We start from the raw sequence: 26,822 nt of genomic DNA, 5'->3' as shown, positions 1-26,822 counted from the left end.
ACATCGGGCAAATAGCGGTCCAACCGCCCAGGGTGAGGCCGCACTTGCCAAGATGCGTATCCACGGACGTCGAGCGTCGCCGGCACTCCCGAGAGAAGTGATCGATGGTCTCCGAGCACTCCGACGCCGAGGACGGCGAGACGACCGCCCTGGCGTTGAAGATCCTGGTCGCCGGCGGATTCGGCGTGGGCAAGACCACCATGGTGGGCGCGGTCAGCGAGATCAGGCCGCTGCGCACCGAGGAACTGCTCAGCGAGGCCGGGCAGTTGGTGGACGACACCGACGGCGTGGACCAGAAGGTCACGACGACCGTCGCCATGGACTTCGGCCGCATCACCATCAGGTCCGGCCTCTCCCTATACCTGTTCGGCACGCCGGGCCAGGACCGCTTCTGGTTCCTGTGGGACGAGCTGTCGCAGGGGGCGCTGGGGGCCGTCGTCCTCGCGGACACCCGGCGACTTGAGGACTGCTTCCCCGCGGTCGACTACTTCGAGCACCGGCACATCCCGTTCGTGGTGGCCGTCAACTGCTTCACAGGCGCCCGCAGTTACGGCGCCCGCGATGTCTCCCGCGCGCTGGACCTCGATCAGGGAACACCAGTGGTCCTCTGCGACGCCCGCGACCGCGACTCCGGGAAGGAGGTGCTGATCCGGCTCGTCGAGTACGCCGGGCGGATGCACACCGCCCGGATGCTCGACTCGGTGGGCTGACAGGGGCGTCTCACTCCGAAATGCCCTTCTGGGCCAGGACCTTGTCGACCGTGACGCGGACGAGGAGTTCGCCCGGGACCCCGTTGCGGGCACCGAACTCCTCGGCGCGCTCCTCGCCCATGTAGCGGGCCCCGATCCGGGCGGCCCAGTACCGGAGTTCGCCCGGCTCCTCCGACAACGCGGCGCGCCCCTGCAGCACCACGAAGTCGAACGGCGGCCGATCGTCGTCCACACACAGGGCGACTCGCCCGTCACGGGCAAGATTGCGCCCTTTTACCGTTTCCTTCGCGGTGTTGAACACCACATCGTCTCCGTCCAGCAGGAACCAGATCGGTGCCACATGGGGGCTCCCATCGGCGCGAACGGTCGACAGCTTGCCGGTGCGCGTGCCGTGCGAGACGAACGCCCGCCACTCCTCGTCGGTCATCTTCTGTGCCATGCCCCTATCCTCCTTGCCCGGGCGACGGAGGTGGGGAAGGCTGACGGGAGATCCTCCGGCCAGGGGGAGAGGCGACACGGGGAGGCCGGAACATGGCGCAGAACCAGGGACTGAGCTGGCTGCTTGACGATCTGACCGAGCGTGTCGAGCACGTACGCCACGCCCTGGTCCTCTCCAACGACGGGCTGGTGACGGGCGCGAGCACGGGGCTGCGCCGCGAGGACGCCGAACATCTCGCCGCCGTCTCCTCCGGACTGCACAGCCTGGCCAAGGGCTCGGGACGCCACTTCGGCGCGGGCGGCGTGCGGCAGACGATGATCGAGTTCGACGACGCCGTCCTGTTCGTCACCGCCGCGGGCAGCGGCAGCTGTCTGTGCGTCCTCAGCGGCGCGGATGCGGACATCGGCCAGATCGCCTACGAGATGACACTCCTCGTCAACCGCGTCGGCGAGCACCTCGGCGTGGATGCACGGCAGCCCGAGCGGACCCCCGTCACAGATCTCTGACCTGCGACTTCTCCGGCCTCCGCGGAGTTATCCACAGGCCTGCCACGAGATCCGCCGAACCGGTTACGGTTTGTTCATCGCAAGCGCACACAGCGTGAGCAATGGACTCCGCGGGGGAGATCGACCATGGCAGGAAACACCATCACCAAACCGTCCGACCTCTCGTGCACGCCCAGTCGTGCGGCACGAGAACTGGGGCTCAAGCGCGGCGAGTTCGACCTCGCCGTACATCTCGGACGCATCCGCACCGCGCCCGACGAAGGGGGCGGCGGCCGCCGCGTCACCCGCGCCGAGATCGACCGACTGCGCTCGGCGGACGGATTCCCCGAAACGCTCCTGGAAAGCGTCAAGACCGTGGGCACCACGGACGGCGCGGCCCTCATGGAGGTCACCTCCGCCAGGTTCACCCGCTTCGCCCGGCTGGGCCTGGTGGTGCCGGTGAGGTTCTACGTCAACCGCTACCGGGCCGTGGTCTGGCTCTATCTCGCCGAAGAACTACGGCAGTTCGCGGCCGACAAGAACCACACCTCGCTGCTGAACGGCCGCACACCCGAGGGACTGAGGGACCAACTGCAGGCCGGCCTGGATCTACGGCCCCGCAACTGGCGCGGACGGCATCTCGGGTTCCTGCTCCGTCAGGCCGACGGCCCGTGGGAGCGCGCCGGCGCCCTGGCCGCGCTGCTCGACCCCGTCCAGATCGCGGAAATCGTCCAGGACCCGTACGAGCGCGCTCACTTGAACCGCTTCCGGCCGGACCCGCCGGCCCACGGGGCTCCCGGCTCGCCCGCCTCACACATCGCCGAGCGGATCATGACGGCGGAGGACCCGGACGAGATCAGCTGGCTGCGGGCGGATCTGACCCAGGTGCTGGACGAGGCGCGCCGCCACCGCCCCGCACCACGGCCGACAGCCGAACTGACTGCACCACGGCCGACCGCCCAACTGGCCGTTCCACGACCGACGGCTGAACCGGCCGTCCCACGACCGACCGCTGATCCGGCCGAATGGCCGCCGACCGCCGAACCCGCCGAACCCGTCGGACCACCGCCGACCCTGAGCGAGCACCCGCCCGAGCCTGTGCCGGAACCCGCGCCGGAGCCCGAGCGATCACGCGGCATGTTGGGCTGGCTGCGCCGCAGAAACGCGTGAGCCGCAGCGCGCGCCCACCAACTGTGGTGCGCATTCGGCAACCGCAGCGCCCATCCGTCGGCTACAGCGCTCTGAACAGCCCTTCCTGGACGACCGAGACGAGCAGGCGTCCCTCCAGGTCGTAGATGCGTCCGCGGGCCAGACCGCGGCCGCCCGTTGCGATCGGGGACTCCTGGTCGTACAGGAACCACTCGTCCGCGCGGAACGGCCGGTGGAACCACATGGCGTGGTCCAGTGACGCCATGTCGAAGTTCCGCGGTCCCCACAGGGGTTCGACGGGGATCCGGACGGCGTCCAGGAGCGTCATGTCGCTGGCGTAGGTCAGCGCGCAGGTGTGCACCAGAGGATCGTCGCCGAGCGGCCCGACCGCGCGCATCCACACCGCGCTGCGCGGCTCGGCGTCCTTGATCTCCTCGGCGCTCCAGCGCAGCCCGTCCGCGTACCGGATGTCGAAGGGCTGACGGCGCGCCATCCGCTCCAACTGCTCGGGCAGCACGCCCAGATGGGCCCGGACCTCCTCCGACACATTCGGCAGGGACTCCGGGTCCGGGACCTCGCGGGCCGGCAGCTGGTGCTCGAAGGGACCTTGCTCAGGCTTGTGAAAGGAGGCGGTGAGATTGAAGATCGTGCGGCCCTGCTGCACGCCGGTGACCCGACGGGTGGTGAACGACCGCCCGTCCCGTACCCGCTCGACCTGGTACACGATCGGCACGCCCGGCCGGCCCGGGCGCAGGAAGTACGCGTGCAGCGAGTGCACCGGCCGGTCGCCTTCCGTGGTGCGCCCCGCGGCGACCAGCGCCTGGCCCGCTACCTGGCCGCCGAAGACCCGCTGCAGGGACTCGTGCGGGCTCCGGCCACGGAAGATGTTGACCTCGATCTGCTCCAGGTCGAGCAGGTCGACGAGCCGCTCTGCCGGGTTCGTCATGGGTGGGATTCTCCTGTGCTCACAGCTGGCCGACGTCGGTGACGCGGACGACCGCACGGCCCTCCTCGTCGGAGGCCGCGAGATCGATCTCCGCGCTGATGCCCCAGTCATGATCGCCGTTCGGGTCGGCGAAAATCTGCCGAACGCGCCACAGGCCGTGCTGCGGCTCCTCCTCGATGAGCAGGAGCTTGGGCCCGCGGGAGTCGGGGCCGGTGCCGAGGTCCTCGTACTCGTCCCAGTACTTGTCCATCGCCTCGCCCCAGGCGTCCGCGTCCCAGCCCGCCTCGGCGTCCAACTCGCCCAGCTCGTCGACATGGTCGAGGGCGGCGAGTTCGACGCGGCGGAACATCGCGTTGCGGACGAGGACCCGGAAGGCGCGCGCGTTCGCGGTGACCGGCTTGACCTGGTCGGCCTTCTCCTGGGCCTCCTCGGCGGTCATCTCCGCCGGGTTGGCCAGCTGCTCCCACTCGTCCAGCAGGCTGGAGTCGACCTGGCGCACCATCTCGCCGAGCCAGGCGATCAGATCCTGCAGGTCCTCGGACTTGAGGTCGTCGGGGACGGTGTGGTCGAGGGCCTTGAAGGCGCCGGCGAGGTAGCGCAGCACGATGCCCTCGGTGCGGGCCAGCTCGTAGTAGGAGGTCAACTCCGTGAAGGACATGGCCCGTTCGTACATGTCGCGGATCACGGACTTCGGGGACAGCGGGTGGTCGCCGACCCACGGGTGGCTCTTGCGGTACGTGTTGTACGCGTGGAAGAGCAACTCCTCCAGCGGCTTGGGGTAGCTGACGTCCTGGAGGCGCTCCATGCGGTCCTCGTACTCGACGCCGTCCGCCTTCATCGCGGCCACGGCCTCGCCGCGCGCCTTGTTCTGCTGGGCGGCCAGGATCTGGCGGGGGTCGTCCAGCGTGGACTCGACGACGGACACCATGTCCAGCGCGTACGACGGCGATTCCGGGTCCAGCAGTTCGAACGCGGCGAGCGCGAAGGTCGACAGCGGCTGGTTCAGGGCGAAGTCCTGCTGAAGGTCGACCGTGAGGCGCACGATGCGGCCCTCGGCGTCCGGGGTGTCGAGCTTCTCGACGATGCCGCCGTCCAGGAGCGAGCGGTAGATGGCGATCGCCCGCCGGATGTGCCGCAACTGCTGCTTGCGCGGCTCGTGGTTGTCCTCCAGGAGATGCCGCATCGCGTCGAAGGCGTTGCCGGGGCGGGCGATCACCGACAGCAGCATCGTGTGCGTGACCCGGAAGCGGGACGTCAACGGCTCCGGATCGGAGGTGATGAGCTTCTCGAAGGTGCCTTCCGACCAGCCGACGAAGCCCTCGGGCGCCTTCTTGCGGACGACCTTCCGGCGCTTCTTCGGGTCGTCGCCCGCCTTGGCGAGCGCCTTCTCGTTCTCGACGACATGCTCGGGGGCCTGTGCGACCACGAGACCGGCCGTGTCGAAGCCGGCGCGTCCGGCGCGGCCCGCGATCTGGTGGAACTCACGGGCGCGCAGCGTGCGCACCCGAATGCCGTCGTACTTGGCCAGCGCCGTGAACAGCACGGTGCGGATGGGCACGTTGACGCCCACCCCGAGCGTGTCCGTACCGCAGATGACCTTCAACAGGCCCGCCTGCGCGAGCTTCTCCACCAGGCGCCGGTACTTGGGCAGCATGCCGGCGTGGTGCACACCGATGCCGTGCCGTACGTAACGGGAGAGATTGCGGCCGAACTTGGTGGTGAAGCGGAAGTTGCCGATCAGCTCGGCGATCTGGTCCTTCTCCTCGCGCGAGCACATGTTGATGCTCATCAGCGCCTGCGCCCGCTCCACAGCCTGCGCCTGGGTGAAGTGCACGATGTAGACCGGCGCCTGCCTGGTCTCCAGCAGCTCGGTCAGCGTCTCGGTGAGCGGCGTCAGCCTGTACTCGTAGGACAGCGGCACCGGCCGGGTCGCCGAGCGGACCACCGAAGTGGGGCGCCCGGTACGGCGGGTGAGGTCCTTCTCGAACATCGCGACGTCGCCGAGCGTGGCCGACATCAGGATGAACTGCGCCTGCGGCAGCTCCAGGATCGGGATCTGCCAGGCCCAGCCGCGGTCCGCCTCCGCGTAGAAGTGGAACTCGTCCATGACGACCTGGCCGACGTCCGCGTGCTTGCCGTCCCGCAGCGCGATCGACGCGAGGACCTCCGCGGTGCAGCAGATGATGGGCGCGTCGGAGTTGACGGACGCGTCGCCGGTCAGCATGCCGACGTTCTCGGTGCCGAACATCTTGCACAGCTCGAAGAACTTCTCCGAGACCAGCGCCTTGATCGGGGCGGTGTAGAAGGTGACCTCGTCCCGGGCCAGCGCGGCGAAGTGCGCACCGGCGGCGATCATGCTCTTGCCGGAGCCGGTGGGCGTCGACACGATCACGTTCGCACCGGAGACCACCTCGATCAGCGCCTCCTCCTGATGGGGGTAGAGCGTGAGACCGCGCTCCGTGGCCCACGACTCGAAGGCTTCGTAGAGGGCGTCTGGATCTGCGGTCGGCGGCAACTGGTCGATGAGGGTCACGACCCCATCTTGCCTGGCGCCGTGGCCGATGGGGGAATCGGCTGCGGAGACGAAGATCGCTACCGCTACGCTGTGTCGCCGACAGAGTGTCAGGGCGCCCGAGCAACTGACCGGCGGCGTAAGAGGAATGGGGCGGGGAACGGCCATGATGGGACCAGCACACTCACTGTCGGGAGCGGCGGCCTGGCTCGGCGTCGGAGCGGCGACCGCCGCGGCCGGGCATCCGATGCCCTGGCCGGTGATCCTGGTCGGCGCCCTGATCTGCGCCGGCGCCGCGCTCGCCCCGGACCTCGACCACAAGGCGGCGACCATCTCCCGGGCCTTCGGACCCGTGTCCCGGGGCCTGTGCGAGATCGTCGACAAGCTCTCGTACGCCGCGTACAAGGGGACCAGGAAGCAGGGCGACCCGCGCCGCTCCGGCGGGCACCGCACCCTTACCCACACCTGGCTGTGGGCGGTCCTGATCGGGGCGGGGAGTGCGGCTGTGGCGATCATGGGCGGCCGCTGGGGGGTGCTGGTGATCCTCTTCGTGCACATGGTGCTGGCCATCGAGGGTTTGCTGTGGCGGGCGGCCCGCGGCTCCAGCAGCGACATCCTGGTGTGGCTGCTGGCGGCGACCAGCGCGTGGATCCTGGCCGGAGTGCTGGACAAGCCGGGCAACGGTTCGGACTGGCTGTTCACGGACCAGCACCAGTACCTGTGGCTGGGACTGCCGGTCGTGCTGGGTGCGTTGGTGCACGACATCGGGGACGCGCTGACCGTCTCCGGCTGCCCGATCCTGTGGCCGATCCCGCTGGGCCGCAAGCGCTGGTACCCGATCGGCCCGCCGAAGGTGATGCGGTTCCGCGCGGGCAGCTGGATCGAGCTCAAGGTGCTGATGCCGGTGTTCATACTGCTCGGGGGAGTGGGCTGCGCGGCGGCGCTCAACGTGATCTGAGGCCCGCCTTCAGTTCCGGCGTCAGCGCTCGCGCACACCTCAGCACTCGTGCGCACTCCTGCGCCTACGCACATCCCCGTGCCGGCTCACGTCCCGCCGGAACCCTGGGCCGCCTCGCCGCTGCCGTAGCGCCGCTCGAACTGGGCGATGCGGCCCTCCGTGTCCACCGTCCGTGCCTTGCCGGTGTAGAAGGGGTGGCTCTCCGAGGAGATCTCCACGTCCACGACCGGGTAGGTCTCTCCGTCGTCCCACTCGATGGTCCGGTCGCTGGTCGCGGTGGACCGGGTCAGGAAGGCGTATCCGGCGGCGCGGTCCCGGAAGACCACGGGGTGGTAGTCGGGCTGCTTGTCCTGCTGCATGGCTGCTCCTTCTGCGGCGACAGTGCGGTGGACGGCGAAGGGGCGGCGAACTCAGCCGTACAGGGAGTCCTCGTCCTCGTCGACGATGTGCATCGCGGCCTCCTCGGCGGAGGCGGCGGCGCCGTCGATGCCCACGTCCGTGGCGATCAGGCCGCTCTCCTCGTCCTCGTGCGCCCCTTCGTCGGGTGCCACGAGCCGGCCCGAGCGGACGTCACCGACCTCGATGTCCCGGAGTTCGCCGTCGGTGTCCTCGGAGTCGCCGAGGCCGTCGCCGTCGGACACGGCGAGATCCGGGACCTCCTCGGCGAGGCGCTGGTCGAGCGTCTCGCCGTGCTCGCGCCCGGCCGCCGTCACGTCGTCGCGTTCCACCGCCCAGGGGCGGTCCGGTGGGGACCAGCCGCGGTCGAGGGGGTCCTCGACACCGTCGGCCACCAGGGTGTCCTCCGCGTCGAGCAGACCCGCGTCGTCCTGCACCTCGGATCCGTCGGGCTGGTAGACATCGTCTCCCCATCCGTCGACGCTGTTCACGGGTACCTCCAGGTGGTGGGGACCGGCCCGTTCTCATCCCAGCCTTCCACCCCTTTTCCCCCGGGCGCAACGGCAGGCGCCCGGTTCCGGTGCGGTACAGCGCCCCGGAAGGGGCGCGGGGCTGTGACATATGCGGCTCCGCCGCGTGGGCGCGACCAGCCCCCACCGGCCGGCGGGTACTCACCGGCCCGCAGATCAGTCACCTCTCTCCCCGACCAGCCCCCACCGGCCCGCAGGATTCCACCGGCCCGCAGCTCAGTAACCGCTCGACCAGCGGAGCTACCCGTGCCACGACTGCCACAGCGCCGCGTACGCCCCCTCCGCCGCCACCAGCTCGTCATGGCTCCCCAACTCGCTGATCCGCCCGTTCTCGACGACGGCGATGACGTCTGCGTCATGGGCGGTGTGCAGACGGTGGGCGATCGCGACGACCGTGCGGCCGTCGAGGACGCGGGCCAGGGAGCGTTCGAGGTGCCGGGCCGCACGCGGGTCCAGGAGCGAGGTCGCCTCGTCCAGGACCAGCGTGTGCGGGTCGGCCAGCACCAGCCGGGCCAGCGCGATCTGCTGGGCCTGGGCCGGAGTGAGCGCGAGCCCGCCCGAGCCGACCTCGGTGTCCAGGCCGTCGTCCAGTGCCCGCCCCCACCCGTCCGCGTCGACCGCGCCCAGCGCCGCCCACAGCTCGGCGTCGGTCGCGTCGGTCCGGGCGAGCAGGAGGTTGTCGCGCAGGGAGCCGACGAAGACGTGGTGCTCCTGGTTGACGAGGGCCACATGGGAGCGGACGTGTTCCGCGGTCATCCGGGAGAGTTCGGCGCCGCCGAGGGTGATCCGGCCGTCCCGGGGTGCGTAGATACCGGCGAGCAGCCTGCCCAGGGTGGACTTGCCCGCGCCCGAGGGGCCGACCAGGGCCAGCCGGGTACCGGGCGCGACCTCCAGGGACACCTTGCGGAGCACGTCGACGCCCTCGAGGTAGCCGAAGTGCACCCGGTCCGCGTGCACGTCCCGGCCCTCGGGGGACAGACCTGCGTCCCCGGCATCGGGCTCGATGTCGCGGACGCCGACCAGCCGGGCCAGCGAGACCTGGGCGACCTGGAGCTCGTCGTACCAGCGCAGGATCAGGTTCACCGGGTCGACGAGCATCTGCGCGATCAGGGCACCCGTCGTCAGTTCGCCCACATCGATCCAGCCCCGCAGGACGAACACCCCGCCGAGCATCAGGACCGAGCAGAGCACCGTGACATGGGTGACGTTGATGACCGGGAACAGCACCGACCGCAGCCAGAGCGTGTAGTTCTCCCAGGCGGTCCACTCCTTGACGCGGCGCTCCGAGAGAGCGATCCGTCGGTCGCCGAGACGGTGCGCCTCGACGGTCCGGCCGGCGTCCACGGTCTCGGCGAGGGCCGCGGCCACGGCGGCGTACCCGGCGGCTTCGGAGCGGTAGCCGGCCGGTGCGCGCTTGAAGTACCAGCGGCAGCCGATCACCAGGACCGGCACCGCGATCAGCACGGCGGGCGCCAGTTCCGGCACGGTGACGACCAGGCCGCCGAGCAGCAGCACCGCCCACACCACGCCGATCGCCAGTTGCGGCACGGCCTCGCGCATCGCGTTGGCGAGCCGGTCGATGTCGGTGGTGATGCGGGACAGGAGGTCGCCGGTGCCCGCCCGTTCGAGGACACCCGGGGGCAGTCCGACCGACCGTACGAGGAAGTCCTCGCGCAGGTCGGCCAGCATGTGCTCGCCGAGCATCGCGCCCCGCAACCGCACCTGCCGGATGAACAGGGCCTGGACGGCGAGCGCGACCACGAACACCCCGATGGTCAGGCCGAGATGAAGCTCCCGCGCTCCGTCCGACACCCGCTCGACGAGATCGCCGAGCAGATAGGGCCCCACCATCGAGGCGACCACGGCGACCGTGTTCACGGCGACGAGAAGGAGGAAGGCACGGCGATGCCGCTGGAACAGTTCGGACACGTAGGCGCGTACGGTCGCGGGGGCACCGACCGGCAGGGTGTTCGCCGTGGTCGGGGCCGCCGGGTCGTAGGCCGGGGGCGCCACGCCGATCATGCGCTCTCCTCGATTTCTTCCAGTGCGCTCCGCAGCGCGGCTTCGTCGTCCAGGGAACCTCGCAGGGAGGCATCGTCGTCGTCCGAGGCACCCCGGAGGGGACCCTCGTCGTGTTCCGCGGCACCCCGGAGCGGGGCATCTCGGGATCCCAACTCGCTCCGCAGCACGGCCTGTTCATCGCGCGACGCGGACTCCTCCTCCGTCTCCCGCGTCACCACGGCCCGGTACCGGGGCTCGCTCCGCAGCAGTTCGCGGTGAGCGCCGACCGCCACCACCGCGCCCTCGTGCACCAGCACGACCCGGTCCGCGTGGTCCAGGAGCAGGGGCGAGGAGGTGAACATCACCGTGGTCCGGCCGGTTCGCAACTCCCGTACGCCGTCGGCGATCCGGGCCTCGGTGTGGGAGTCGACGGCGGACGTCGGCTCGTCCAGGACGAGGACCTCCGGGTCCGTGATCAACGACCGCGCCAGGGCGAGTCGTTGGCGCTGTCCGCCCGACAGCGAACGTCCGCGCTCGGTGATGCGGGCGTCCATCGGGTCCTCGGTGTCGAGCGACCCCTGCACGAGCGCCACCAGCACGTCCCCGCACTGCGCGGCGGCCAGCGCCTCCTCCGCGCCGACCGCACCCGAGGAGGGCACATCGAGCAGCTCACGCAGCGAACCGGACAGCAGCACCGGGTCCTTGTCCTGGACGAGGACGGCGGTGCGCGCCGAGTCGAGAGGGAGTTCGTCGAGCGGTACGCCGTCCAGGAGTACGGAGACGCCCTCCTCGGCGGGGTGCCCGCCGAGGCGTTCCGCCAGCCGCCCGGCCGCGTCCGGGTCCCCGCACACCACGGCGGTGAGCCGGCCGGAGGGGGCCAGCAGACCGGTGTCCGGGTCGTACAGATCCCCGGCGGGGGCCTCGGCCGCGCGTGTTCCCCCGGTGTCGGTGACCCGCTCCAGGGACAGCACGTGCGCGGCGCGTTTGGCCGAGGGCCGGGAGAAGGAGTACGCCATGGCGATCTCCTCGAAGTGCCGCAGCGGGTAGGACATGACCATCACCGCGCTGTAGACGGTGACCAGTTCGCCGACGGTGATCCGTCCCTCGCGGGCCAGCCGCACGCCGTGCCAGACGATCGCGATCAGCAGCAGCCCCGGCATCAGCACCTGGATCGCGGAGATGACCGCCCACATCCGGGCACTGCGCACGGCCGCGTGGCGTACCTCCTGGGAGGCGCGGCGGTAGCGGTCGAGGAACAGTTCCTCGCCGCCGATCCCGCGCAGCACCCGCAGTCCGGCGACGGTGTCGGAGGCGAGTTCGGTGGCGCGGCCGGCCTTCTCGCGCTGCACGTCGGCGCGCCGGGTGGCGCGGGGCAGCAGCGGCAGCACGGAGACCGCCAGCAGGGGCACCCCCACGGCGACGACGACACCGAGCGCGGGCTGGTACACGAACAGCCCGACGCACACGATGACGATCGTCAGCGCGGCGGCCAGGAAGCGGGACAGCGCCTCCACGAACCAGCCGATCTTCTCGACGTCGCCTGTCGACACGGCCACCACCTCACCGGCGGCGACCCGCCGGGTCAGCGCCGAGCCGAGGTGGGCCGCCTGGCGGGCCAGCAGTTGCTGGACGCGGGCGGCGGCCGTGATCCAGTTGGTGACGGCGGCCCGGTGCAGGAAGGTGTCGCCCACGGCGATGCCCGCCCCGCACAGCACCATCAGCCCGCCGGTCAGGGCGAGTCGACTCCAGGAGCGGTCGACCACGGCCTGCACGGCGAACCCCACACAGAACGGCAGCGCGGAGACGGACACGAAGTGCAGCAGCCCCCAGGCCAGGGACTTGAACTGTCCACCGAGCTGATTCCGGCCGAGCCACCACAGGAATCGGGGCCCCGAGCGCGCGTCCGGCACACCCGGGTCGGGATACGGAAGGTCTTGAATCTGCATGACGTCCCAGTGGCTCTTGTTCAGGCGGGAAGGGGGAGGAGGGAACCGCGGAGCGCGGCGACGGACCGCGAGCGGAACGCGGCAACAAACCGTGAAAGGTTCGCGTCGCAGCGTGGTCGGAAGCAAGCGGTTTTCCCTGGCAGGGGTCAGAACCGGCGTTCACCCATCAGGGGCGAGATGTCCGTGACCTCACGCAATGCCGCCGAATGCGATGTGACCATGGCCCGATGCAGAGTGGCGGCACACGACGTGCGACGGTCGCGATGGCGGCTCTCGGTTCTCTTCTGACGATGACGACCCTGTCCGCGTGCGGCAGCGCGCACACCGGACACTCCGGCGGCCGGGAAGGGAGACCGGGCGCCCGGGCGACCCACCCGAGACCGGTCACCACCACCGCGGCCCCGGACCCGACCCGCATCCCGGACGTCGGCGACCGGCTCCAGCGCGCCATCCCCGCCGACACCGGCCAGGTCCTCACGGTCTACGGCAACGGCAACGACTCCCCGGACTCCACCGCCGTCCTGTTCACCAAGAACGGCAACACCTGGGAACGGGCCGCCAGTTGGCCCGCGCACAACGGCAAGCTGGGCTGGACCACCGACCACCACCTCGGCGACAAGCGCAGCCCCGTCGGCGTGTTCACGCTGACCGCCGCGGGCGGTGTGCTCGATGACCCCGGCACCGCACTCCCGTACTCCCAGGACGAGTCGTACGAGGCACCGCGCGACTGGGACGAGTCGCACTGGCACGACTTCGACTACGTCATCGCCATCGACTACAACCGTGTCCCCGGCACCCCGCCCGACGACGCGGAGCAGCCCGAGGGCGAGGACAAGGGTGGCGGGATCTGGCTGCATCTGGACCACGGCAGCGGTACGTCGGCCTGCGTCAGCCTGTCCAAAGAGGCGATGGAGTATCTGCTGCGCACGCTGGACCCGGACCGGCATCCCGTGGTGCTGATGGGGGACAGGGCGGACCTCAAGGGGTAGAACACCGCCCATGAGAAACCGGATAGTCATGTCCATGCTCGCCGGGGTGACCCTCCTGGCGAGCACCCTCCTCGGGGCGAGCCCCGCACAAGCGGCCGAAGCGAAAGCTCAACTGGTCGGCTCGAAAGCCCAAGCAGCCGACGCGAAAGTCCAAGTCGCCGACGTCCCCGCCGACGTCCCCGCCGAGTTCGGCACCGACTGGCACGACCCCCTCACCGCCGCCGCGCCGATCGCCAAGCCCGCGACGAAGTCCTGCCAAGTCACCCTCGCCGACACCGAGTTCCGCGACTTCACCCCGTACAAGGGCACTTACACCCCGCCCAAGGCCTGCGGCGACCACTGGAGCAAGGTCGTGCTGCGCCTGGACGGCACGGTCAAGGGACGGCAGTACGACCGACTCGGCTATCTGCACGTCGGCGGGGTCGAGATCCTCCGTACGTCGACGCCGGAGCCGTCCCCCGACGGCATCGCCTGGTCCGTGGAGAAGGACGTCACCCGCTACAGCGCCACCTTCCGCACCGCGCAGGACGTCGAGATGCTCATCGGCAACGTCGTCGACGACACGTACACCGGAGTCATCGGCGTCAAGGCCACGCTGACGTTCTACGAGGGCAGACCTGCCGCGGCGCAGACCCCCGACCGTGTCCTCACCCTCGCCGCCGACTCGACCCTCACCACCCCGCGCAACACCGAACGCATCGTGGCCGAGGTGTACGCCACCGGATCCGGCGGCGGCTGCGAGGAGTTCTGGTACCTCGCCGTGCCCGACTCGGCGCCGTACTCCTGCCAGGCCGACAAGGGCCCCTACCGCGAGGTGCAGATCAAGGTCGACGGCCAACTCGCCGGAATCGCCGCCCCGTTCCCGAACGTGTGGACCGGCGGCTGGTCCGACCCCTTCCTCTGGTACGTCATTCCCGGCCCGCGCGCCTTCGACGTCAAGCCGATCGAATACGACCTCACACCCTTCGCCGGTCTCCTCAACGACGGCCGCCCGCACCACATCGACGTCTCCGTCGTGGGCGTGCCCGAGGGGCAGAGTGGGTGGAGCGCGCCGGTGAACGTGCTCGTCTGGCAGGACGCGCAGCGCGCCCACGTCACCGGAAAACTCACCCTCGACCGGGCGGGCGAGCTCGCCAACTCCTCGATATACACGCCCGGTTCGGAGGAACGCGTGGACACCGACGCGGGCCACCGGCTGACCACCGCCGGGTATGTCGACACCTCGCACGGCCGGGTGCGGACCACCGTCGACCGGACGCTCGCGAACACCTCCGTACACCGTTGGATCGACGGCGAGAACATGGACGGGCTCGACGCGACCTGGACGGACGACGAGTCGGTGACCGTCGACGGACGTGGACCGGCCCGGACGACGGCCACGCACCGGACGTACACGATGAACGGCGCGACGACGATCGGGACGGACGACCGGCTGCGTACCGTTCTCACGCTGGGCGACCGGGCGGCCGTCGTCGATACGCGGGACGGGCGTCGGGCGGGGTGGTCGCGGTTCGACGACACCTACAGCGGTGACGCGACCTACACGCTGAACGTGCCCCGCGACCAGCGGCACGCAGTCGGGACGTCGAGTGAGCGCTACCGGCTGTACGGCTCGGGCGGTTGCTACGACCGTTCGCTGTCGACCGCGCAGGGGGTGCTCACGGAGGACCACAGCGGCTGCTGAACTGCTGTGCGTGCGATGCGTCACTCAGATGTGTGATTTACACGGCCGTCACACGGAGGTTTTCCGGGCGATCAACAACGGCTTCAAAGTGTCCACTCGGAAGCCGCTTTCCGTATCGCAGAAGTCGCCCCCCATCGACTTCCGCGAACGACCGTCCCCCCTCAAGGAGTGCCCGTGCCGCCGTCCGTCCCGCCTCTGCCGCGACGCGTCGCACGCATACTGCGTACCTCACTCTTCGCGCAGGTCGCCTGCGCGCTCGTCCTCGGAATCCTCGTCGGAAAGCTGTGGCCCGACGTGGCCACGGACCTCCAGCCGCTCGGCGACGGATTCACCCGGCTCATCAAGACGATCATCTCGCCGCTCGTGTTCTGCGTGGTCGTCGTCGGCATCGCCAAGGCCGGTGACCTCAAGGCCTTCGGCCGGATCGGCCTCAAGGCGCTGATCTGGTTCGAGGTCGCCAGCACCGCGGCGCTGATCATCGGTCTGGTCCTCGCCAACGTCGTCCAGCCCGGTTTCGGGATGCACGTCGATCCGTCGACGCTCAACACCTCGGCGGTGGACGCGAAGACGGGCGGCGCCGCGCTGCCCTCGACGACCGAGTTCATCGTCAACGCGCTGCCCACCAGCTTCATCGGCGCCTTCGCCGAGAACTCCCTGCTCCAAGTCCTCATCCTGGCCTGCCTGGTGGGCGCCGCACTGCTCCACCTCGGCCACACCAAGGTGCCGCAGGTCCTGCCCGCGATCGAGCAGGCGCAGGAGATCATCTTCGCGATCGTCGGCTTCGTCATGCGACTCGCTCCGCTCGCCGTCTTCGGCGCGATGGCCGTCCTGGTCGGCCAGTACGGGCTCGGCGTGATCAAGACCTACGCCAAGCTGATCATCCTCTGCTACGTCGCCGCCGCGCTCTTCCTCGTGGTGCTTGCCGTCGCTCTCCGCATGGTCACCGGGCTCAGCCTCTGGAAGTTCCTCCGCTACATCCGCGAGGAGATGCTCCTCGCGCTCGGCACCGCCTCCACCGAGTCCGTCATGCCGCGCGTGATGCAGAAGCTGCGCAAGGCCGGCGCCCGGGACGACGCGGTCGGCCTGGTGCTGCCCACCGGCTACTCCTTCAACCTCGACGGTGCTTCGCTCTACCTCTCCATCGGCACGCTGTTCATCGCCCAGGCCGTCGGCGTCGACCTCAGTCTCGGCCAGCAGATCACCGTCGTCCTGGTGCTCATGCTGACCAGCAAGGGCATGGCCGGCATCCCCGGTTCGGCCTTCCTCGCCCTGTCCGCGACCGCCTCCTCGCTGGGCGCGATCCCGGCCGGCGCGGTCGCCCTGCTCCTCGGCGTGGACCGCATCATGGACTCGATGCGCGTCGTCACCAACCTCCTCGGCAACTGCGTCGCCGTCTTCGCGGTCTCCCGCTGGGAGGGTGCCCTCGACATCGAGCGGGCCAAGAAGGTCCTCGACGGCGAGATCACGGACGTAGAAGAAGGTGAAATCACGGCCGGAGAGGAAGCGGCTGTGCCGGAAGAAGCCGTAGAAGAGACCGTTCCGGAAGAGGCGGAGATCCCCGCGCAGCGCGTCAAGGAGACTGCCCCCGAGGCCAGTTGAGGGTGAGTCGGTTTGTCGTGGCGGGCTGCGGCTTCTGCTCCGTTTCTACGGTGGGGGAGTCGCGGCCCGTTTTTCGGTGACCCGGGTGGGGCGGTTTCCTACGCCTCGGTGTCTATGAGGTCGACCGGGTAGTCCTGGTCGAAGTCGGCCGAGCGGCTCACCGATTCCCATGTGGCCGCCTGGGCGATCTGGTCGCGTGAGTAGTTCTGCGCCATCTCGACCGCGATGACACCCAGGAGGAGATGGGAGGGGAGGTTCGGCTGCTTGACGAGCCGGACCAGGATCTCCCCGGCGCGCTTCGGGTCGCCCGCGGCGACCACGGGGCCGTCGAAGAGGCGGATCAGCGCGCCGACGGTCTCGTCGTACTCCGGCGCCACCTCCGGGATCTGCATCGACGAGCCGGCCCAGTCGGTCGCGAAGCCGCCCGGTTCCACGACGAGGTACCTGATGCCGAACGGTGCCGTCTCGGCCGCGAGCACGCGCGTGAAGCCGTCGACCGCGAACTTGGCCGCCTGGTACGAGCCGAGTCCGGGGTTCCCGCCGACCCGGCCGCCGATGGACGAGAACTGTACGACCGTGCCCGCGCCCTGCGCCTTCAGGAACGGGAGCGCCGCCGTCGAGACGTTGTAGACGCCCCAGAAGTTGGTGTCGAACTGTCGGCGGAAGTCGTCCTCCGGTGTCGTCTCGACCGGGGAGAGATTGGCGTACCCGGCGTTGTTGACGACCACGTCGATCGTGCCGAAGCGGTCGACCCCCGCCTGTAGAGCCGTCGTTGCGGCCGCCCGGTCGGTGACGTCGAGCGCGACGGGGAGTACGTCGTCGCCGTACTTCTCCACGAGGTCGTCCAGCTGCTCCGGCTTGCGGGCCGTGGCGACGACCTGATCGCCGGCCTCCAGGGCCGCGACGGTGAGGTTGCGGCCGAAGCCGCGGGACGAACCGGTGATGAACCATGTCTGAGTCATGCAGCTAGCAAAACACCGTTTCGTTATTAGTGCAACCCTGTTGCGCTAAATTAATGCAACCAAGTTGCGCTACGCTCTGGGTCATGAGCACGCCCAGTCCCCAGCGCGCCCGCAGCGCGGCGGCCAAGCAGCAGCGCGAGCGGGCGATCCTCGACGCCGCCCGGTCCCTCGGCGCCGAACGCAGTGTGCGCGAGGTCACCCTCACGGACATCGCCGCCGCCGTGGGCTTGCACAAGTCCGCCATGCTGCGGTACTTCGAGACCCGGGAGCAGATCTTCCTGGCGCTGACCGCCGAAGGGTGGGAGGACTGGTCGGCGGAGCTTCGGGTGCGGTTGAGCGAAGTCGCCGACGGGGATTCCGACGCGGTCGCCGCCGTCATCGCGCAGACCCTCGTCGCGCGGCCGTTCTTCTGCGATTTGCTTGCTCAGGCGCCGTTGAACCTGGAACGCAACGTCTCGCTCGACTCGGTGTACGAGTTCAAGACGGTCGTACTCGGCGTAGTCGCTTCGCTGGCAGCCGAGTTGTGCCGGATGCTCGCGATCACCGGGCGTTCGGCCGTCGATGTGATCGCCACGGCGACGAGCATGGCCGGTGCGCTGTTGCAGATGGCCGCCCCAGGGACCCGCCTGCGCACGCTCTACGAATCCCGCCCCGAGTTGGCGCACGCACTGGTCGACGTCGAGCCCCAACTGACGCGCATCCTGGCCGCGTTGCTGACCGGGCTGCGCACTGCTGAGGCGCCAACACAGCCTCCGGCGGAGGCGTGAGTCGAGGCAGGGCGGGTGTGAGCTGGAGCCATGGGCCGCGGCTCACAGCATCGGCGAGTGGCCCCGCGTACTGGCGAACCGGCTGCGGTAGTGCGTCGGTGTCGTGTCCAAGTGGCGGGCGAAGGCGCGGCGGAGAGTTTCGTCGGTGCCCAGGCCACTGTGGTGCGCTGCGGAGGTGACGCTGTGGCCTTCGAGGAGGAGATGCCGGGCGCGGTCGAGACGGACCCGTTCGACCCAACGGGCGGGCGTGGTACCGAGTTCGGTACGGAAGAGGCGTGTCAGGTGGCGGGGGCTGACTGCCACGGTCGCCGCCATCGTGGGGAGGCTGTGGTCGGCGGCCGGGTCGGCCAACACCGAGGCGACCAGCGACCGTAGCGGATCGGTGCGCGGTGGTGGGGTGGCGGTCGCGGCGGAGAACTGGGACTGCCCGCCCGGGCGTTGCATGAAGACGACCAGCTCGCGCGCGATGTCCCTGGCCACGTCCGCGCCGTGATCGTCCTCGACGAGGGCGAGCGCCAGGTCGATCCCGGCGCTGATGCCCGCCGAGGTGACGAAGTGCCCGTCGCGGATGTGGATGGCGTCCGGCTCGACGCGCACGAGGGGGTAACGGCGGGCCAGCGTCTCGGCCTGCCGCCAGTGGGTCGTGGCCGACCGGCCGTCCAGCAGGCCCAGTTGGGCGAGGACGAAGGCGCCCGTGCAGACGGACGTGACCCGCGCGGTGTGGTCGGTGAGGGTGCGGGTCGCGGTCAACAGCTCATCCTCGACGGACTGTTGGGCCAGCCGGTCCCCTCCGGCGACCACGACGGTGTCGACCGGTCCGGCGTCGATCGCGGTCATCGTGCCTGTCAACGTCAGCCCGTTGGACGCGGTGACCGCGCCGCCGCGGGGCGAGACCAGCACCAGCTCGTAGGGATGCCCCAGCTTGCCCGACTGGTGCAGCACCTCGGCGGGGCCGCTGACATCGAGCATGGTCACGCCGTCGAAGACGATGAATCCGACCCGATGCGTCATGCCGGAAGCCGCGTCTGAAGCCATGCCGGAGGCCACGCCTGGAGCCATGTCCGAATCTGTGGTTTTCCTGGCTGTGAGGACATGGCTCCAGCGTACGCCGCTGACGATCCTGGAGGCATACGGCATGCAACGGCATCCAGGAGAGGCAAGAACGATGAGTGAAGTGATCGCAGGCGTGGAGATCCCGGACACCGCCCTGGTGCGGGAGGCGACCGAGCTGGTGCGCGAGGCGGCGACGCCGTTGCTGTTCGACCACTCCCGGCGGGTGTTCCTGTGGGGAGCCCTGCGCGGCCGGGAGCAGGGGCTCGGATACGACCCCGAACTGCTCTACGTGGCCGCGATGTTCCACGATCTCGGGCTCACCGAGAAGTTCCGCCGCACCGATCAGCGCTTCGAGATCGACGGCGCCGACGAGGCCCGCCGGTTCCTGCACGCCCACGGCATCACCGGTGAGCCGGCCGACCGGGTCTGGGCGAGCATCGCCCTGCACACCACGCAGGAGATCCCGTTGCACATGTCGGCCGAGATCGCCCTGGTCAACCGGGGTGTGTCGCTGGACGTCGTGGGCATCGGCTACGACGCCGTCTCCGACGAGGAGCGCGCGGCCGTCGTGGCGGCACATCCCCGCCCGGACTTCAAGAACGGGATCCTCGCCGCCTTCACCGAGGGCATCAAGGACCGCCCCGAGACCACCTTCGGCAACATCAAGGCGGATGTACTGGAGCACTTCGTGCCCGGTTTCGTACGCGGCGACTTCGTCGAGCGCATCAAGGACTCGAACTGGCCCGAGTAAGGACTTGAACCGGCCCGAGTGAGGAGAGTCCGGCCTCCGGAGGGAACGGCGGCGCGGGTCAGCAGGAGTGCCTGTGCCCGTGCCCCTGCCCTTGCGCCGCATGCTCATGTCCCTCGTGCGCACCGGTCGGCCCGTCCACCAAGGTGTCCAGCAACCCCCGCAACACCTCACGCTCCACATTCGTCAGCGGCGCCAGGATCTCGTGTGCCGCGCCCCGCCGCGCACCCCGCAGCTCCTGCAGCGCCTTCCGGCCGTCGTCCGTGATCTCGATCCGGATGACCCGCCGATTGGACGGATCGGGCACCCTCCGCACCTTGCCGCTCGCCTCCAGGCCGTCGACCAGCGTCGTCACGGCACGCGGCACCACCTCGAGTCGCTCGGCGAGGTCGGCCATGCGCGGCGGGGAGTCGAAGTGCGCGAGGGTGCGCAGCAGTCGGGACTGGGCGGGGGTGATGCCGAGGTCGCGATGCTCCAGATGGCGCTTCTGGATGCGCTGCACCCGGCGGGTGAGCCGCAGCAGCTGATCCGCGAGCAGGCCGTCGGAATCGGGGGTGGTCATACGGGAACAATATCAGGACCTTGTGCATTGTGAGTATAGGTAACAATGAGCTATGCTCCATCAGGTCTCATCGCTCCACGAGTTCTGAGCACTTGACCAGTCCTGATCGCCTCACCATCCGTAGGAGACCATGCCCCGCGACGACATCAACTGGACACCGTCCCCCGGCGCCCCGACCGACGAACCCCGGCAGGTGCGCCGCATCCTCAAGCTCTTCAAGCCCTACCGCGCCCGGCTCGCGGTCGTCGGCCTCCTGGTCGGCGCCGCGTCCCTGGTCACCGTGGCGACCCCGTTCCTGCTGAAGGAAACGCTGGACGTCGCCATCCCGCAGAACCGCACCGGCCTGCTGAGCCTGCTCGCGCTCGGCATGATCCTGAGCGCCGTCCTGACCAGCATCTTCGGCGTGCTGCAGACCTTGATCTCCACGACGGTCGGCCAGCGCGTCATGCACGACCTGCGCACAGCGGTCTACGGCCGACTGCAGCGCATGTCGCTCGCCTTCTTCACCCGGACCCGCACCGGCGAGGTCCAGTCCCGCATAGCCAACGACATCGGTGGCATGCAGGCCACCGTCACCTCCACGGCCACCTCCCTGGTCTCGAACCTGACCAGCGTGGTCGCCACGATCATCGCGATGATTGCCCTGGACTGGCGGCTGACCGTCGTCTCGCTGCTGCTGCTCCCGGTCTTCGTGTGGATCAGCCGCCGCGTCGGCAACGAGCGCAAGAAGATCGCCACCCAGCGCCAGCGGCAGATGGCCGAGATGGCCGCCACGGTCACCGAGTCGCTGTCCGTCAGCGGCATCCTGCTCGGCCGCACCATGGGCCGCTCCGACTCCCTCACCCGGTCCTTCGCCGAGGAGTCCGAGGGCCTGGTCGACCTCGAAGTCCGGTCGAACATGGCCGGGCGCTGGCGCATGTCCGTCATCTCGATCGTGATGGCCGCGATGCCCGCCGTCATCTACTGGACGGCCGGCATGACCCTCCACCTGGGTGGCCCGGACGCCTCGATCGGCACGATCGTCGCCTTCGTCTCGCTCCAGCAGGGCCTGTTCCGCCCGGCCGTCAGCCTGCTGTCGACCGGCGTCCAGATCCAGACCTCGCTGGCGCTCTTCGCCCGCATCTTCGAGTACCTCGACCTGCCGATCGACATCACCGAGCGCGAGAACCCGGTCCACCTCGACAGCATCAAGGGCGAGGTCGCCTTCGAGGACGTCGAGTTTCACTACGACGACAAGAGCGGCGTAATCCTCGACGGCATCGACATCACCGTCCCGGCCGGCAACAGTCTCGCGATCGTCGGCCCGACCGGCGCCGGAAAGTCGACCCTCGGCTATCTCGTGCCCCGGCTCTACGACGTGACCGGCGGCCGGGTCACCCTCGACGGGGTCGACGTCCGCGACCTGGACTTCGACACGCTCGCGCGTGCCGTCGGCGTCGTCTCCCAGGAGACGTACCTCTTCCACGCCTCGGTCGCCGACAACCTCCGCTTCGCCAAGCCGGACGCCACCGACGAGGAGCTGTACACGGCGGCGCGCGCGGCGCAGATCCACGAGCACATCGCGGGCCTGCCCGACGGGTACGACACGGTCGTCGGCGAGCGCGGACACCGGTTCTCCGGCGGCGAGAAGCAGCGCCTGGCCATCGCCCGCACCATCCTGCGCGACCCGCCCGTCCTCATCCTGGACGAGGCGACCAGCGCGCTGGACAACCGCACCGAAGCGGCCGTCCAGGACGCCATCGACGCCCTGTCGGCCAACCGCACCACGCTCACCATCGCCCACCGGCTGTCCACGATCCGGAGCGCCGACCAGATAGTGGTCCTCGACTCCGGGCAGATCGCGGAGCGGGGCACGCACGAGGAACTGCTCGACCAGGACGGGCGGTACGCGGCTCTCGTACGCCGGGATGCCCAACTGGAACCGACAAGCTGAAGATATGCCGGGTTTGTGACGATATGCGGGTTACCGTGCCCGCATGCAGATGAACACTCCGCCACGGAGCACGATTCGACTGACCCGCAGGGGCCGGGTCGCCCTCATCGCGACGGGGGCCGTCGTGGCCGGCACCGCCGTGGCGGTGCCGCTGCTGAGCCTGGAGAGCGAGGGGGACGCACGGCCCACATCACTGGTGATCCCGGAGGGCTGGCGCTCGGGCCAGATCTACGCAGCGGTGGACAAGGTCCTCGCGCTGCCGGTCGGCACCACGAAGAAGTCGATCGCGAAAGCCGGCCTGAAGCTGCCGAACGACGCGGAGGGCAACCCCGAGGGCTATCTCTTCCCGGCGACATATCCGTTGAAGGAGAAGGCGACGCCCGAGTCGCTGCTGTCCTTCATGGTCAACACCGCCAACCAGAAGTTCAACGGCGCTCCGGTCGCCGCCGGCGCCCAGCGCAACGCGATGAACGTGTACCAGGCGGTCACCATCGCGAGCATCGTGCAGGCCGAGGCGGCCTCCAAGGCGGACATGGGAAAGGTGGCGCGGGTCATCTTCAACCGCCTCGAACGCGGCATGCCGCTCCAGATGGACTCGACCATCAACTACGCGCTGAACCGCGCCACGTTGAAGACCACCACCAGCGACACCCGGCTCGACAGCCCCTACAACTCCTACCAGCGCATGGGCCTGCCGCCCACCCCGATCGACAACCCGGGCGAGGACGCGATGCGCGCCGCGATCAACCCGCCCCCGGGCGACTGGCTCTACTTCGTCACGGTCAAGCCCGGCGACACCCGTTTCGCGGCCACCTACGAGGAACACCAGCGCAACGTCGCCGAGTTCAACGCCGCCCAGAAGAACGCGGCTCAGAAGAACAGCGCGTCGCCCACGAAGTGACCCGAGCGGGACGAGGTCGGGCGGCGCTCGGCATTCCGGCCGGCGCCGCCTGATGTGTCACGGGAGTGCGCGGAGTCGATCGCGGACGGGTGGGGCGGCGCGGCGTCAGGTTCATGTGCGCGTTTCGGGGTGAGTGGCTTGTGTTTCGTTGGCGGGTGCGGGTGCGCTGTGGCTGGTCGCGCAGTTCCTCGCGCCCCTCAAAAAGACCCTTGGCCAGCCGGTAAGCGCCCCGAACAACCTCAGACCGCCACCGGCTCCCCGGCCAGCAACCGCCTGATGTCCCGCACAGCCGCGCGCCCCGCCCGGTTCGCGCCGATGGTGCTTGCGGACGGCCCGTAGCCGACGAGGTGGACACGCGGGTCGGCGACCGCACGGGTTCCCTCGACGCGGATGCCGCCACCCGGCTCACGGAGCTTCAGGGGTGCCAGGTGGTCGATCGCGGCGCGGAATCCGGTTGCCCAGAGGATGACATCGGCGTCCACATGGCGACCGTCGTTCCAGTCCACCCCGGTCGGCGTGATCCGGTCGAACATCGGCCGGCGGTCCAGCACTCCGTCCGTGATCGCCTGCCGGATCGCGTCGTTCAGCGGCAGCCCGGTCACGGAGACGACACTCTTCGGCGGCAGCCCCTGCCGCACCCGCTCCTCGACCAGCGCGACGGCAGCCCGGCCCACGTCCTCGCTGAAGGGACCCTCGCGGAAAACCGGCGGACGCCGGGTCACCCACGTCGTCGCGGCGGCGTACGGAGCGAGCTCCATCAGATGCTGCGTACCGGACGCGCCCCCGCCCACCACGACCACCCGCAGCCCGGCGAACTCCTCGGGCCCCGGGTACTGCGCGGTGTGCAACTGCCGCCCCCGGAAGGTCTCTTGACCGGGATAGCGCGGCCAGAACGGCCGGTCCCACGTGCCGGTCGCGTTGATCACCGCCCGCGTCGACCACGTACCGTCCGACGTCTCGACGAGCAGCCGGCCACCCTCGCCTTCCCGTACCGCCTTCACATTCACCGGCCGCCGTACCCGCAGGTCGAAGGCCTGCTCGTACGCGGCGAAGTACTCGGCGATCACCTCGGCGGACGGGCGGGCCGGGTCCGCGTCCGTGAGTTCCATGCCCGGCAGCGCGTGCATCCCGTGCACCTTGCCGTACGTCAGCGACGGCCACCGGAACTGCCAGGCGCCGCCCGGCGCGGGCGCGTGGTCCAGCACCACGAAGTCGCGCTCCGGCTCGAAACCGGTGCGCCGCAGGTGATAGGCGCCGGCCAGACCCGCCTGCCCGGCGCCTATGACGACCACGTCGACCACACGCGTGTTGTTCACGCCTGTACGAACAGCACCGCGGCCATGGATCTTCCCGCGCTCAGCGCCCGCTCCCCACGAGGAACGGCACCCCCGCCCGCGCCGGCCCCTCGACCAGCCCACGCGCCGCCAGCTCGGGAATCACACCCTCGCCGAACCAGTACGCCTCCTCCAGATGCGGATACCCGGAGAGCACGAAGTGTTCGACACCCAGCGAGTGGTACTCCTCGATCAGGTCGGCGACCTCGGCATGGCTGCCCACGAGCGCGGTGCCCGCGCCACCCCGGACGAGACCGACCCCCGCCCACAGGTTCGGGTGGATCTCCAACTCGGCCCGCGAACCGCCGTGCAGGGCCAGCATCCGCTGCTGGCCCACCGACTCGCTGCGCCCGAGCGCCGCCTGCGCGGCGGCGATCGTGTCCGCGTCCAGGTCGTCGAGCAGCCGGTTCGCGGTCGCCCACGCCTCGGCCGACGAGTCCCGCGAGATGGTGTGCAGCCGTACCCCGAACCGCACGTCCCGCCCCTTCCGCTCGGCGAGCCCGCGAATCCAGTCGATCTTCTCCTTGACCTGCGCCGGCGGTTCTCCCCAGGTGAGATACACGTCCGCATGCCGGGCGGCCACCGGCCCGGCCGCCGCCGACGACCCGCCGAAGAACACCTGCGGCACCGGATCGGGCGGCAACGCCGTCAGCCCGCCCTCGACCTGGTAGTGCACACCGTCGAAGTCGTACGGCTCTCCCCGCCACGCCCCTCGTACGACCGACAGGAACTCGTCCGTACGGGCATACCGCTGATCGTGGTCGAGACGGTCGCCGAAGCGACGCTGCTCGGCCGAGTCGCCACCGGTGACGACATTGAGCAACAGCCGCCCCCGCGTGAGGCGTTGATAGGTCGCCGCCATCTGCGCGGCCAGCGTCGGCGAGATCACCCCGGGCCGGAACGCCACCAGGAACTTCAGCCGCTCGGTGTGCTGGGCCAGCGCCACGGTGGTCAGCCAGGCGTCCTCGCACCAGGTGCCGGTCGGCGTGAGCACCGCCTCGAAGCCCAACTGCTCGGCCGCCTTGGCGATTTGGGCGAGGTACTCGATGTCCGGCGGACGCACCCCGCGGACCGCCCCCGCGCGGTTGGGCCCGTAGGCGTGTCGGTCGACGAGCGTACGGCCGTCGCCGCCCGTCGGCAGGAACCAGTGGAGACGCACCGTCATGTCACTTCTCCTTGTAGACGCGCGGCGCGGTCGTCGAGGCCGGCAGGCTGCCGTTGAAGCGGGTGTCGACGAACTCGGCGAAGTCGACCTTGCGCGGGATGAGTTTCAGACCGGTGAAGGTGTCGGCGATCTGCTGCTCGGAGGCGATCAGCGGCTTGTCGACGGCCACCGAGATACGGGAGGCGTTCGTGCGCTTCACCGAGGCCAGTGCCACCGCGTACGGCAGCCCGGTGTCCTTCGCCCACACCTTGGCCCACGCGTCGGGGTGGTCGTAGACCCAGTCCTGTGCGCGCCGCAGTCGTGCCAGATAGTCCTTGATGGCCGCGGCCTTCTTGCTGTCGCCGAGCGCGGAGGGCGCCGCCACCTGGAAGTTGAGCCCGTTGACCAGGCCCTGACCGGTCGTCAGGATGCGGCCCTGTTTGGCCTGGAGGACCTGCGAGGTGTACGGGTCCCAGACCGTCCACGCGTCCACCTTGCCGCTGGTGAACGCGGCCAGCGCGTCGGCCGGCTGCAGGTACTTGACCTTGACGTCGCTCAGGGTGAGCCCGGCCGCCTTGAGGGAGGCGATCAGCTGGAAGTGCGCGGACGAACCCTGCGCCACGGCTATGGACTTGCCCTTGAGCTGCTGCGGCTCGGTCAGCTTGGAGTCCTTCGGTACGAGGATGGCCTCGCCCTGGGAGTTGCCGTGCGAGGCGGCCACCACCTTGATCTTGGAGCCCGCGCCCGCCGCGAACACCGGCGGGGTGTTGCCGACGGCGCCGATGTCGACGGCCTTGGCATTGACGGCTTCCAGGAGCGGCGGACCCGAGGTGAACGTGGACCACTTGATCTTGTAGTCCAGGTTCTTGAGCTCACCGGCGGCCCGCAGTACCGCCTCCGAACCGCCTTTCTGGTCACCGACGTTGAGCGTGAGGGAGCCCTTGCCGTCGGTGCCGGTCGAGGTCTCGGCGGCCGAGTTCCCGCCGCAGGCGGTGAGCAGGAGGGTGAGGGGGAGGAGCAGGGCGGCGGGGACGAGGCTTCGTCGCATGGGGGATCCGATCTCGGTAACTGGGT

At 69.8% G+C, this 26,822-nt stretch carries 24 protein-coding genes; 11 read left to right on the top strand and 13 right to left on the bottom strand.

Annotated elements, in window-relative coordinates; translation table 11 throughout:
- Positions 1 to 104 precede the first annotated feature (104 nt).
- The gene (locus tag SPR02S_RS40175) at positions 105 to 710 is read left to right on the top strand and encodes a GTP-binding protein (protein WP_019062682.1); all 606 of its coding nucleotides are present in this window, start codon (positions 105 to 107) and stop codon (positions 708 to 710) included.
- 10 nt (positions 711 to 720) lie between these two features.
- Here the strand turns inward: SPR02S_RS40175 and SPR02S_RS40170 are convergent, their stop codons facing one another.
- Positions 721 to 1,149 (bottom strand): PPOX class F420-dependent oxidoreductase, encoded by a 429-nt coding sequence (locus tag SPR02S_RS40170; RefSeq protein WP_019062681.1) that lies wholly within the window; start codon positions 1,147 to 1,149, stop codon positions 721 to 723.
- Between the two features lie 92 nt (positions 1,150 to 1,241).
- Between SPR02S_RS40170 and SPR02S_RS40165 the strand changes: the two genes are divergently transcribed.
- Positions 1,242 to 1,655 (top strand): roadblock/LC7 domain-containing protein, encoded by a 414-nt coding sequence (locus SPR02S_RS40165; RefSeq protein WP_019062680.1) that lies wholly within the window; start codon positions 1,242 to 1,244, stop codon positions 1,653 to 1,655.
- Between the two features lie 126 nt (positions 1,656 to 1,781).
- Positions 1,782 to 2,804, top strand: coding sequence for a DUF6397 family protein (locus SPR02S_RS40160; protein ID WP_019062679.1), 1,023 nt, complete (start codon positions 1,782 to 1,784; stop codon positions 2,802 to 2,804).
- Positions 2,805 to 2,865: 61 nt separating this feature from the next.
- On the opposite strand, the gene SPR02S_RS40155 is transcribed toward SPR02S_RS40160, so the two are convergent.
- Both SPR02S_RS40155 and SPR02S_RS40150 read right to left on the bottom strand, forming a co-directional pair.
- The gene (locus SPR02S_RS40155) at positions 2,866 to 3,729 is read right to left on the bottom strand and encodes an acyl-CoA thioesterase (RefSeq protein ID WP_019062678.1); all 864 of its coding nucleotides are present in this window, start codon (positions 3,727 to 3,729) and stop codon (positions 2,866 to 2,868) included.
- A gap of 19 nt (positions 3,730 to 3,748) precedes the next feature.
- Positions 3,749 to 6,262 carry a DEAD/DEAH box helicase gene (locus SPR02S_RS40150; RefSeq protein ID WP_019062677.1) on the bottom strand — a complete coding sequence of 838 codons (2,514 nt, stop codon included), beginning with the start codon at positions 6,260 to 6,262 and terminating at the stop codon, positions 3,749 to 3,751.
- Positions 6,263 to 6,407: 145 nt separating this feature from the next.
- Here SPR02S_RS40150 and SPR02S_RS40145 point away from each other — a divergent pair, with 145 nt between their 5' ends.
- Positions 6,408 to 7,199 carry a metal-dependent hydrolase gene (locus tag SPR02S_RS40145; RefSeq protein WP_019062676.1) on the top strand — a complete coding sequence of 264 codons (792 nt, stop codon included), beginning with the start codon at positions 6,408 to 6,410 and terminating at the stop codon, positions 7,197 to 7,199.
- Between the two features lie 86 nt (positions 7,200 to 7,285).
- On the opposite strand, the gene SPR02S_RS40140 is transcribed toward SPR02S_RS40145, so the two are convergent.
- From SPR02S_RS40140 to SPR02S_RS40125, 4 genes are all read right to left on the bottom strand, one after another.
- Positions 7,286 to 7,558 (bottom strand): type B 50S ribosomal protein L31, encoded by a 273-nt coding sequence (locus tag SPR02S_RS40140; protein ID WP_019062675.1) that lies wholly within the window; start codon positions 7,556 to 7,558, stop codon positions 7,286 to 7,288.
- A gap of 51 nt (positions 7,559 to 7,609) precedes the next feature.
- Positions 7,610 to 8,086, bottom strand: coding sequence for a DUF5709 domain-containing protein (locus SPR02S_RS40135; protein ID WP_019062674.1), 477 nt, complete (start codon positions 8,084 to 8,086; stop codon positions 7,610 to 7,612).
- A gap of 279 nt (positions 8,087 to 8,365) precedes the next feature.
- A complete protein-coding gene (locus tag SPR02S_RS40130; protein ID WP_019062673.1) occupies positions 8,366 to 10,147 on the bottom strand; it encodes an ABC transporter ATP-binding protein in 1,782 nt (593 codons plus the stop codon).
- Positions 10,144 to 12,072: an ABC transporter ATP-binding protein gene (locus SPR02S_RS40125; RefSeq protein ID WP_019062672.1), complete on the bottom strand. Its 1,929-nt coding sequence runs from the start codon at positions 12,070 to 12,072 to the stop codon at positions 10,144 to 10,146. Before SPR02S_RS40125 ends, SPR02S_RS40130 begins: the two co-directional genes overlap by 4 nt.
- A gap of 227 nt (positions 12,073 to 12,299) precedes the next feature.
- On the opposite strand from SPR02S_RS40125, the gene SPR02S_RS40120 reads away from it, so the two are divergent.
- The 3 genes from SPR02S_RS40120 (at position 12,300) to SPR02S_RS40110 (ending at position 16,344) form a co-directional block, all read left to right on the top strand.
- The gene (locus SPR02S_RS40120; RefSeq protein WP_020684261.1) at positions 12,300 to 13,061 is read left to right on the top strand and encodes a L,D-transpeptidase family protein; all 762 of its coding nucleotides are present in this window, start codon (positions 12,300 to 12,302) and stop codon (positions 13,059 to 13,061) included.
- Positions 13,062 to 13,173: 112 nt separating this feature from the next.
- The gene (locus SPR02S_RS40115) at positions 13,174 to 14,745 is read left to right on the top strand and encodes a peptide-N4-asparagine amidase (protein WP_373283399.1); all 1,572 of its coding nucleotides are present in this window, start codon (positions 13,174 to 13,176) and stop codon (positions 14,743 to 14,745) included.
- A 174-nt stretch (positions 14,746 to 14,919) separates the two neighbouring features.
- Positions 14,920 to 16,344, top strand: coding sequence for a C4-dicarboxylate transporter DctA (locus SPR02S_RS40110; protein ID WP_019062669.1), 1,425 nt, complete (start codon positions 14,920 to 14,922; stop codon positions 16,342 to 16,344).
- Between the two features lie 98 nt (positions 16,345 to 16,442).
- Here the strand turns inward: SPR02S_RS40110 and SPR02S_RS40105 are convergent, their stop codons facing one another.
- Entirely contained in the window at positions 16,443 to 17,306 is an 864-nt protein-coding gene (locus SPR02S_RS40105; protein ID WP_019062668.1) for an SDR family NAD(P)-dependent oxidoreductase, read from the bottom strand.
- 83 nt (positions 17,307 to 17,389) lie between these two features.
- Between SPR02S_RS40105 and SPR02S_RS40100 the strand changes: the two genes are divergently transcribed.
- A complete protein-coding gene (locus SPR02S_RS40100) occupies positions 17,390 to 18,073 on the top strand; it encodes a TetR/AcrR family transcriptional regulator (protein WP_019062667.1) in 684 nt (227 codons plus the stop codon).
- A 42-nt stretch (positions 18,074 to 18,115) separates the two neighbouring features.
- Here SPR02S_RS40100 and SPR02S_RS40095 read toward each other — a convergent pair whose 3' ends face one another.
- On the bottom strand, positions 18,116 to 19,132 hold the full coding sequence (locus tag SPR02S_RS40095) for a GlxA family transcriptional regulator (RefSeq protein WP_373283395.1): 1,017 nt from the start codon (positions 19,130 to 19,132) through the stop codon (positions 18,116 to 18,118).
- Positions 19,133 to 19,238: 106 nt separating this feature from the next.
- Here SPR02S_RS40095 and SPR02S_RS40090 point away from each other — a divergent pair, with 106 nt between their 5' ends.
- Positions 19,239 to 19,877 (top strand): HD domain-containing protein, encoded by a 639-nt coding sequence (locus SPR02S_RS40090; protein WP_019062665.1) that lies wholly within the window; start codon positions 19,239 to 19,241, stop codon positions 19,875 to 19,877.
- A 58-nt stretch (positions 19,878 to 19,935) separates the two neighbouring features.
- Here the strand turns inward: SPR02S_RS40090 and SPR02S_RS40085 are convergent, their stop codons facing one another.
- Positions 19,936 to 20,436: a MarR family winged helix-turn-helix transcriptional regulator gene (locus SPR02S_RS40085; RefSeq protein WP_019062664.1), complete on the bottom strand. Its 501-nt coding sequence runs from the start codon at positions 20,434 to 20,436 to the stop codon at positions 19,936 to 19,938.
- Between the two features lie 130 nt (positions 20,437 to 20,566).
- Here SPR02S_RS40085 and SPR02S_RS40080 point away from each other — a divergent pair, with 130 nt between their 5' ends.
- Positions 20,567 to 22,369, top strand: coding sequence for an ABC transporter ATP-binding protein (locus tag SPR02S_RS40080; RefSeq protein ID WP_019062663.1), 1,803 nt, complete (start codon positions 20,567 to 20,569; stop codon positions 22,367 to 22,369).
- A 43-nt stretch (positions 22,370 to 22,412) separates the two neighbouring features.
- Positions 22,413 to 23,270 (top strand): endolytic transglycosylase MltG, encoded by an 858-nt coding sequence (gene mltG, locus SPR02S_RS40075; protein ID WP_019062662.1) that lies wholly within the window; start codon positions 22,413 to 22,415, stop codon positions 23,268 to 23,270.
- A 239-nt stretch (positions 23,271 to 23,509) separates the two neighbouring features.
- Here mltG and SPR02S_RS40070 read toward each other — a convergent pair whose 3' ends face one another.
- Genes SPR02S_RS40070 through SPR02S_RS40060 form a run of 3 tightly spaced genes read right to left on the bottom strand, consistent with a single transcriptional unit; the run spans position 23,510 to position 26,796 of the window.
- Complete coding sequence (locus tag SPR02S_RS40070; RefSeq protein WP_019062661.1) at positions 23,510 to 24,586, bottom strand: NAD(P)-binding domain-containing protein; 1,077 nt, start codon at positions 24,584 to 24,586, stop codon at positions 23,510 to 23,512.
- Positions 24,587 to 24,626: 40 nt separating this feature from the next.
- Positions 24,627 to 25,769, bottom strand: coding sequence for an LLM class flavin-dependent oxidoreductase (locus SPR02S_RS40065; RefSeq protein WP_019062660.1), 1,143 nt, complete (start codon positions 25,767 to 25,769; stop codon positions 24,627 to 24,629).
- A gap of 1 nt (position 25,770) precedes the next feature.
- The gene (locus SPR02S_RS40060; protein ID WP_019062659.1) at positions 25,771 to 26,796 is read right to left on the bottom strand and encodes an ABC transporter substrate-binding protein; all 1,026 of its coding nucleotides are present in this window, start codon (positions 26,794 to 26,796) and stop codon (positions 25,771 to 25,773) included.
- Positions 26,797 to 26,822: the final 26 nt, after the last annotated feature.

Origin of the sequence: Streptomyces prunicolor NBRC 13075 (assembly GCF_000367365.1) — a bacterium.
Taxonomy (GTDB): Bacteria; Actinomycetota; Actinomycetes; order Streptomycetales; family Streptomycetaceae; genus Streptomyces; species Streptomyces prunicolor.
This window is presented reverse-complemented; position numbering and strand designations above follow the sequence as displayed.

What these genes read in the sequence shown, in the direction of transcription:
- SPR02S_RS40175 (WP_019062682.1), top strand. Translation starts at nt 105, where the DNA reads ATGGTCTCCGAGCACTCCGACGCCGAGGACGGCGAGACGACCGCCCTG.
- SPR02S_RS40170 (WP_019062681.1), bottom strand. Translation starts at nt 1,149, where the DNA reads ATGGCACAGAAGATGACCGACGAGGAGTGGCGGGCGTTCGTCTCGCAC.
- SPR02S_RS40165 (WP_019062680.1), top strand. Translation starts at nt 1,242, where the DNA reads ATGGCGCAGAACCAGGGACTGAGCTGGCTGCTTGACGATCTGACCGAG.
- SPR02S_RS40160 (WP_019062679.1), top strand. Translation starts at nt 1,782, where the DNA reads ATGGCAGGAAACACCATCACCAAACCGTCCGACCTCTCGTGCACGCCC.
- SPR02S_RS40155 (WP_019062678.1), bottom strand. Translation starts at nt 3,729, where the DNA reads ATGACGAACCCGGCAGAGCGGCTCGTCGACCTGCTCGACCTGGAGCAG.
- SPR02S_RS40145 (WP_019062676.1), top strand. Translation starts at nt 6,408, where the DNA reads ATGATGGGACCAGCACACTCACTGTCGGGAGCGGCGGCCTGGCTCGGC.
- SPR02S_RS40140 (WP_019062675.1), bottom strand. Translation starts at nt 7,558, where the DNA reads ATGCAGCAGGACAAGCAGCCCGACTACCACCCCGTGGTCTTCCGGGAC.
- SPR02S_RS40130 (WP_019062673.1), bottom strand. Translation starts at nt 10,147, where the DNA reads ATGATCGGCGTGGCGCCCCCGGCCTACGACCCGGCGGCCCCGACCACG.
- SPR02S_RS40125 (WP_019062672.1), bottom strand. Translation starts at nt 12,072, where the DNA reads ATGCAGATTCAAGACCTTCCGTATCCCGACCCGGGTGTGCCGGACGCG.
- SPR02S_RS40120 (WP_020684261.1), top strand. Translation starts at nt 12,300, where the DNA reads ATGCAGAGTGGCGGCACACGACGTGCGACGGTCGCGATGGCGGCTCTC.
- SPR02S_RS40105 (WP_019062668.1), bottom strand. Translation starts at nt 17,306, where the DNA reads ATGACTCAGACATGGTTCATCACCGGTTCGTCCCGCGGCTTCGGCCGC.
- SPR02S_RS40100 (WP_019062667.1), top strand. Translation starts at nt 17,390, where the DNA reads ATGAGCACGCCCAGTCCCCAGCGCGCCCGCAGCGCGGCGGCCAAGCAG.
- SPR02S_RS40095 (WP_373283395.1), bottom strand. Translation starts at nt 19,132, where the DNA reads ATGGCTCCAGGCGTGGCCTCCGGCATGGCTTCAGACGCGGCTTCCGGC.
- SPR02S_RS40090 (WP_019062665.1), top strand. Translation starts at nt 19,239, where the DNA reads ATGAGTGAAGTGATCGCAGGCGTGGAGATCCCGGACACCGCCCTGGTG.
- SPR02S_RS40085 (WP_019062664.1), bottom strand. Translation starts at nt 20,436, where the DNA reads ATGACCACCCCCGATTCCGACGGCCTGCTCGCGGATCAGCTGCTGCGG.
- SPR02S_RS40080 (WP_019062663.1), top strand. Translation starts at nt 20,567, where the DNA reads ATGCCCCGCGACGACATCAACTGGACACCGTCCCCCGGCGCCCCGACC.
- mltG (WP_019062662.1), top strand. Translation starts at nt 22,413, where the DNA reads ATGCAGATGAACACTCCGCCACGGAGCACGATTCGACTGACCCGCAGG.
- SPR02S_RS40065 (WP_019062660.1), bottom strand. Translation starts at nt 25,769, where the DNA reads ATGACGGTGCGTCTCCACTGGTTCCTGCCGACGGGCGGCGACGGCCGT.
- SPR02S_RS40060 (WP_019062659.1), bottom strand. Translation starts at nt 26,796, where the DNA reads ATGCGACGAAGCCTCGTCCCCGCCGCCCTGCTCCTCCCCCTCACCCTC.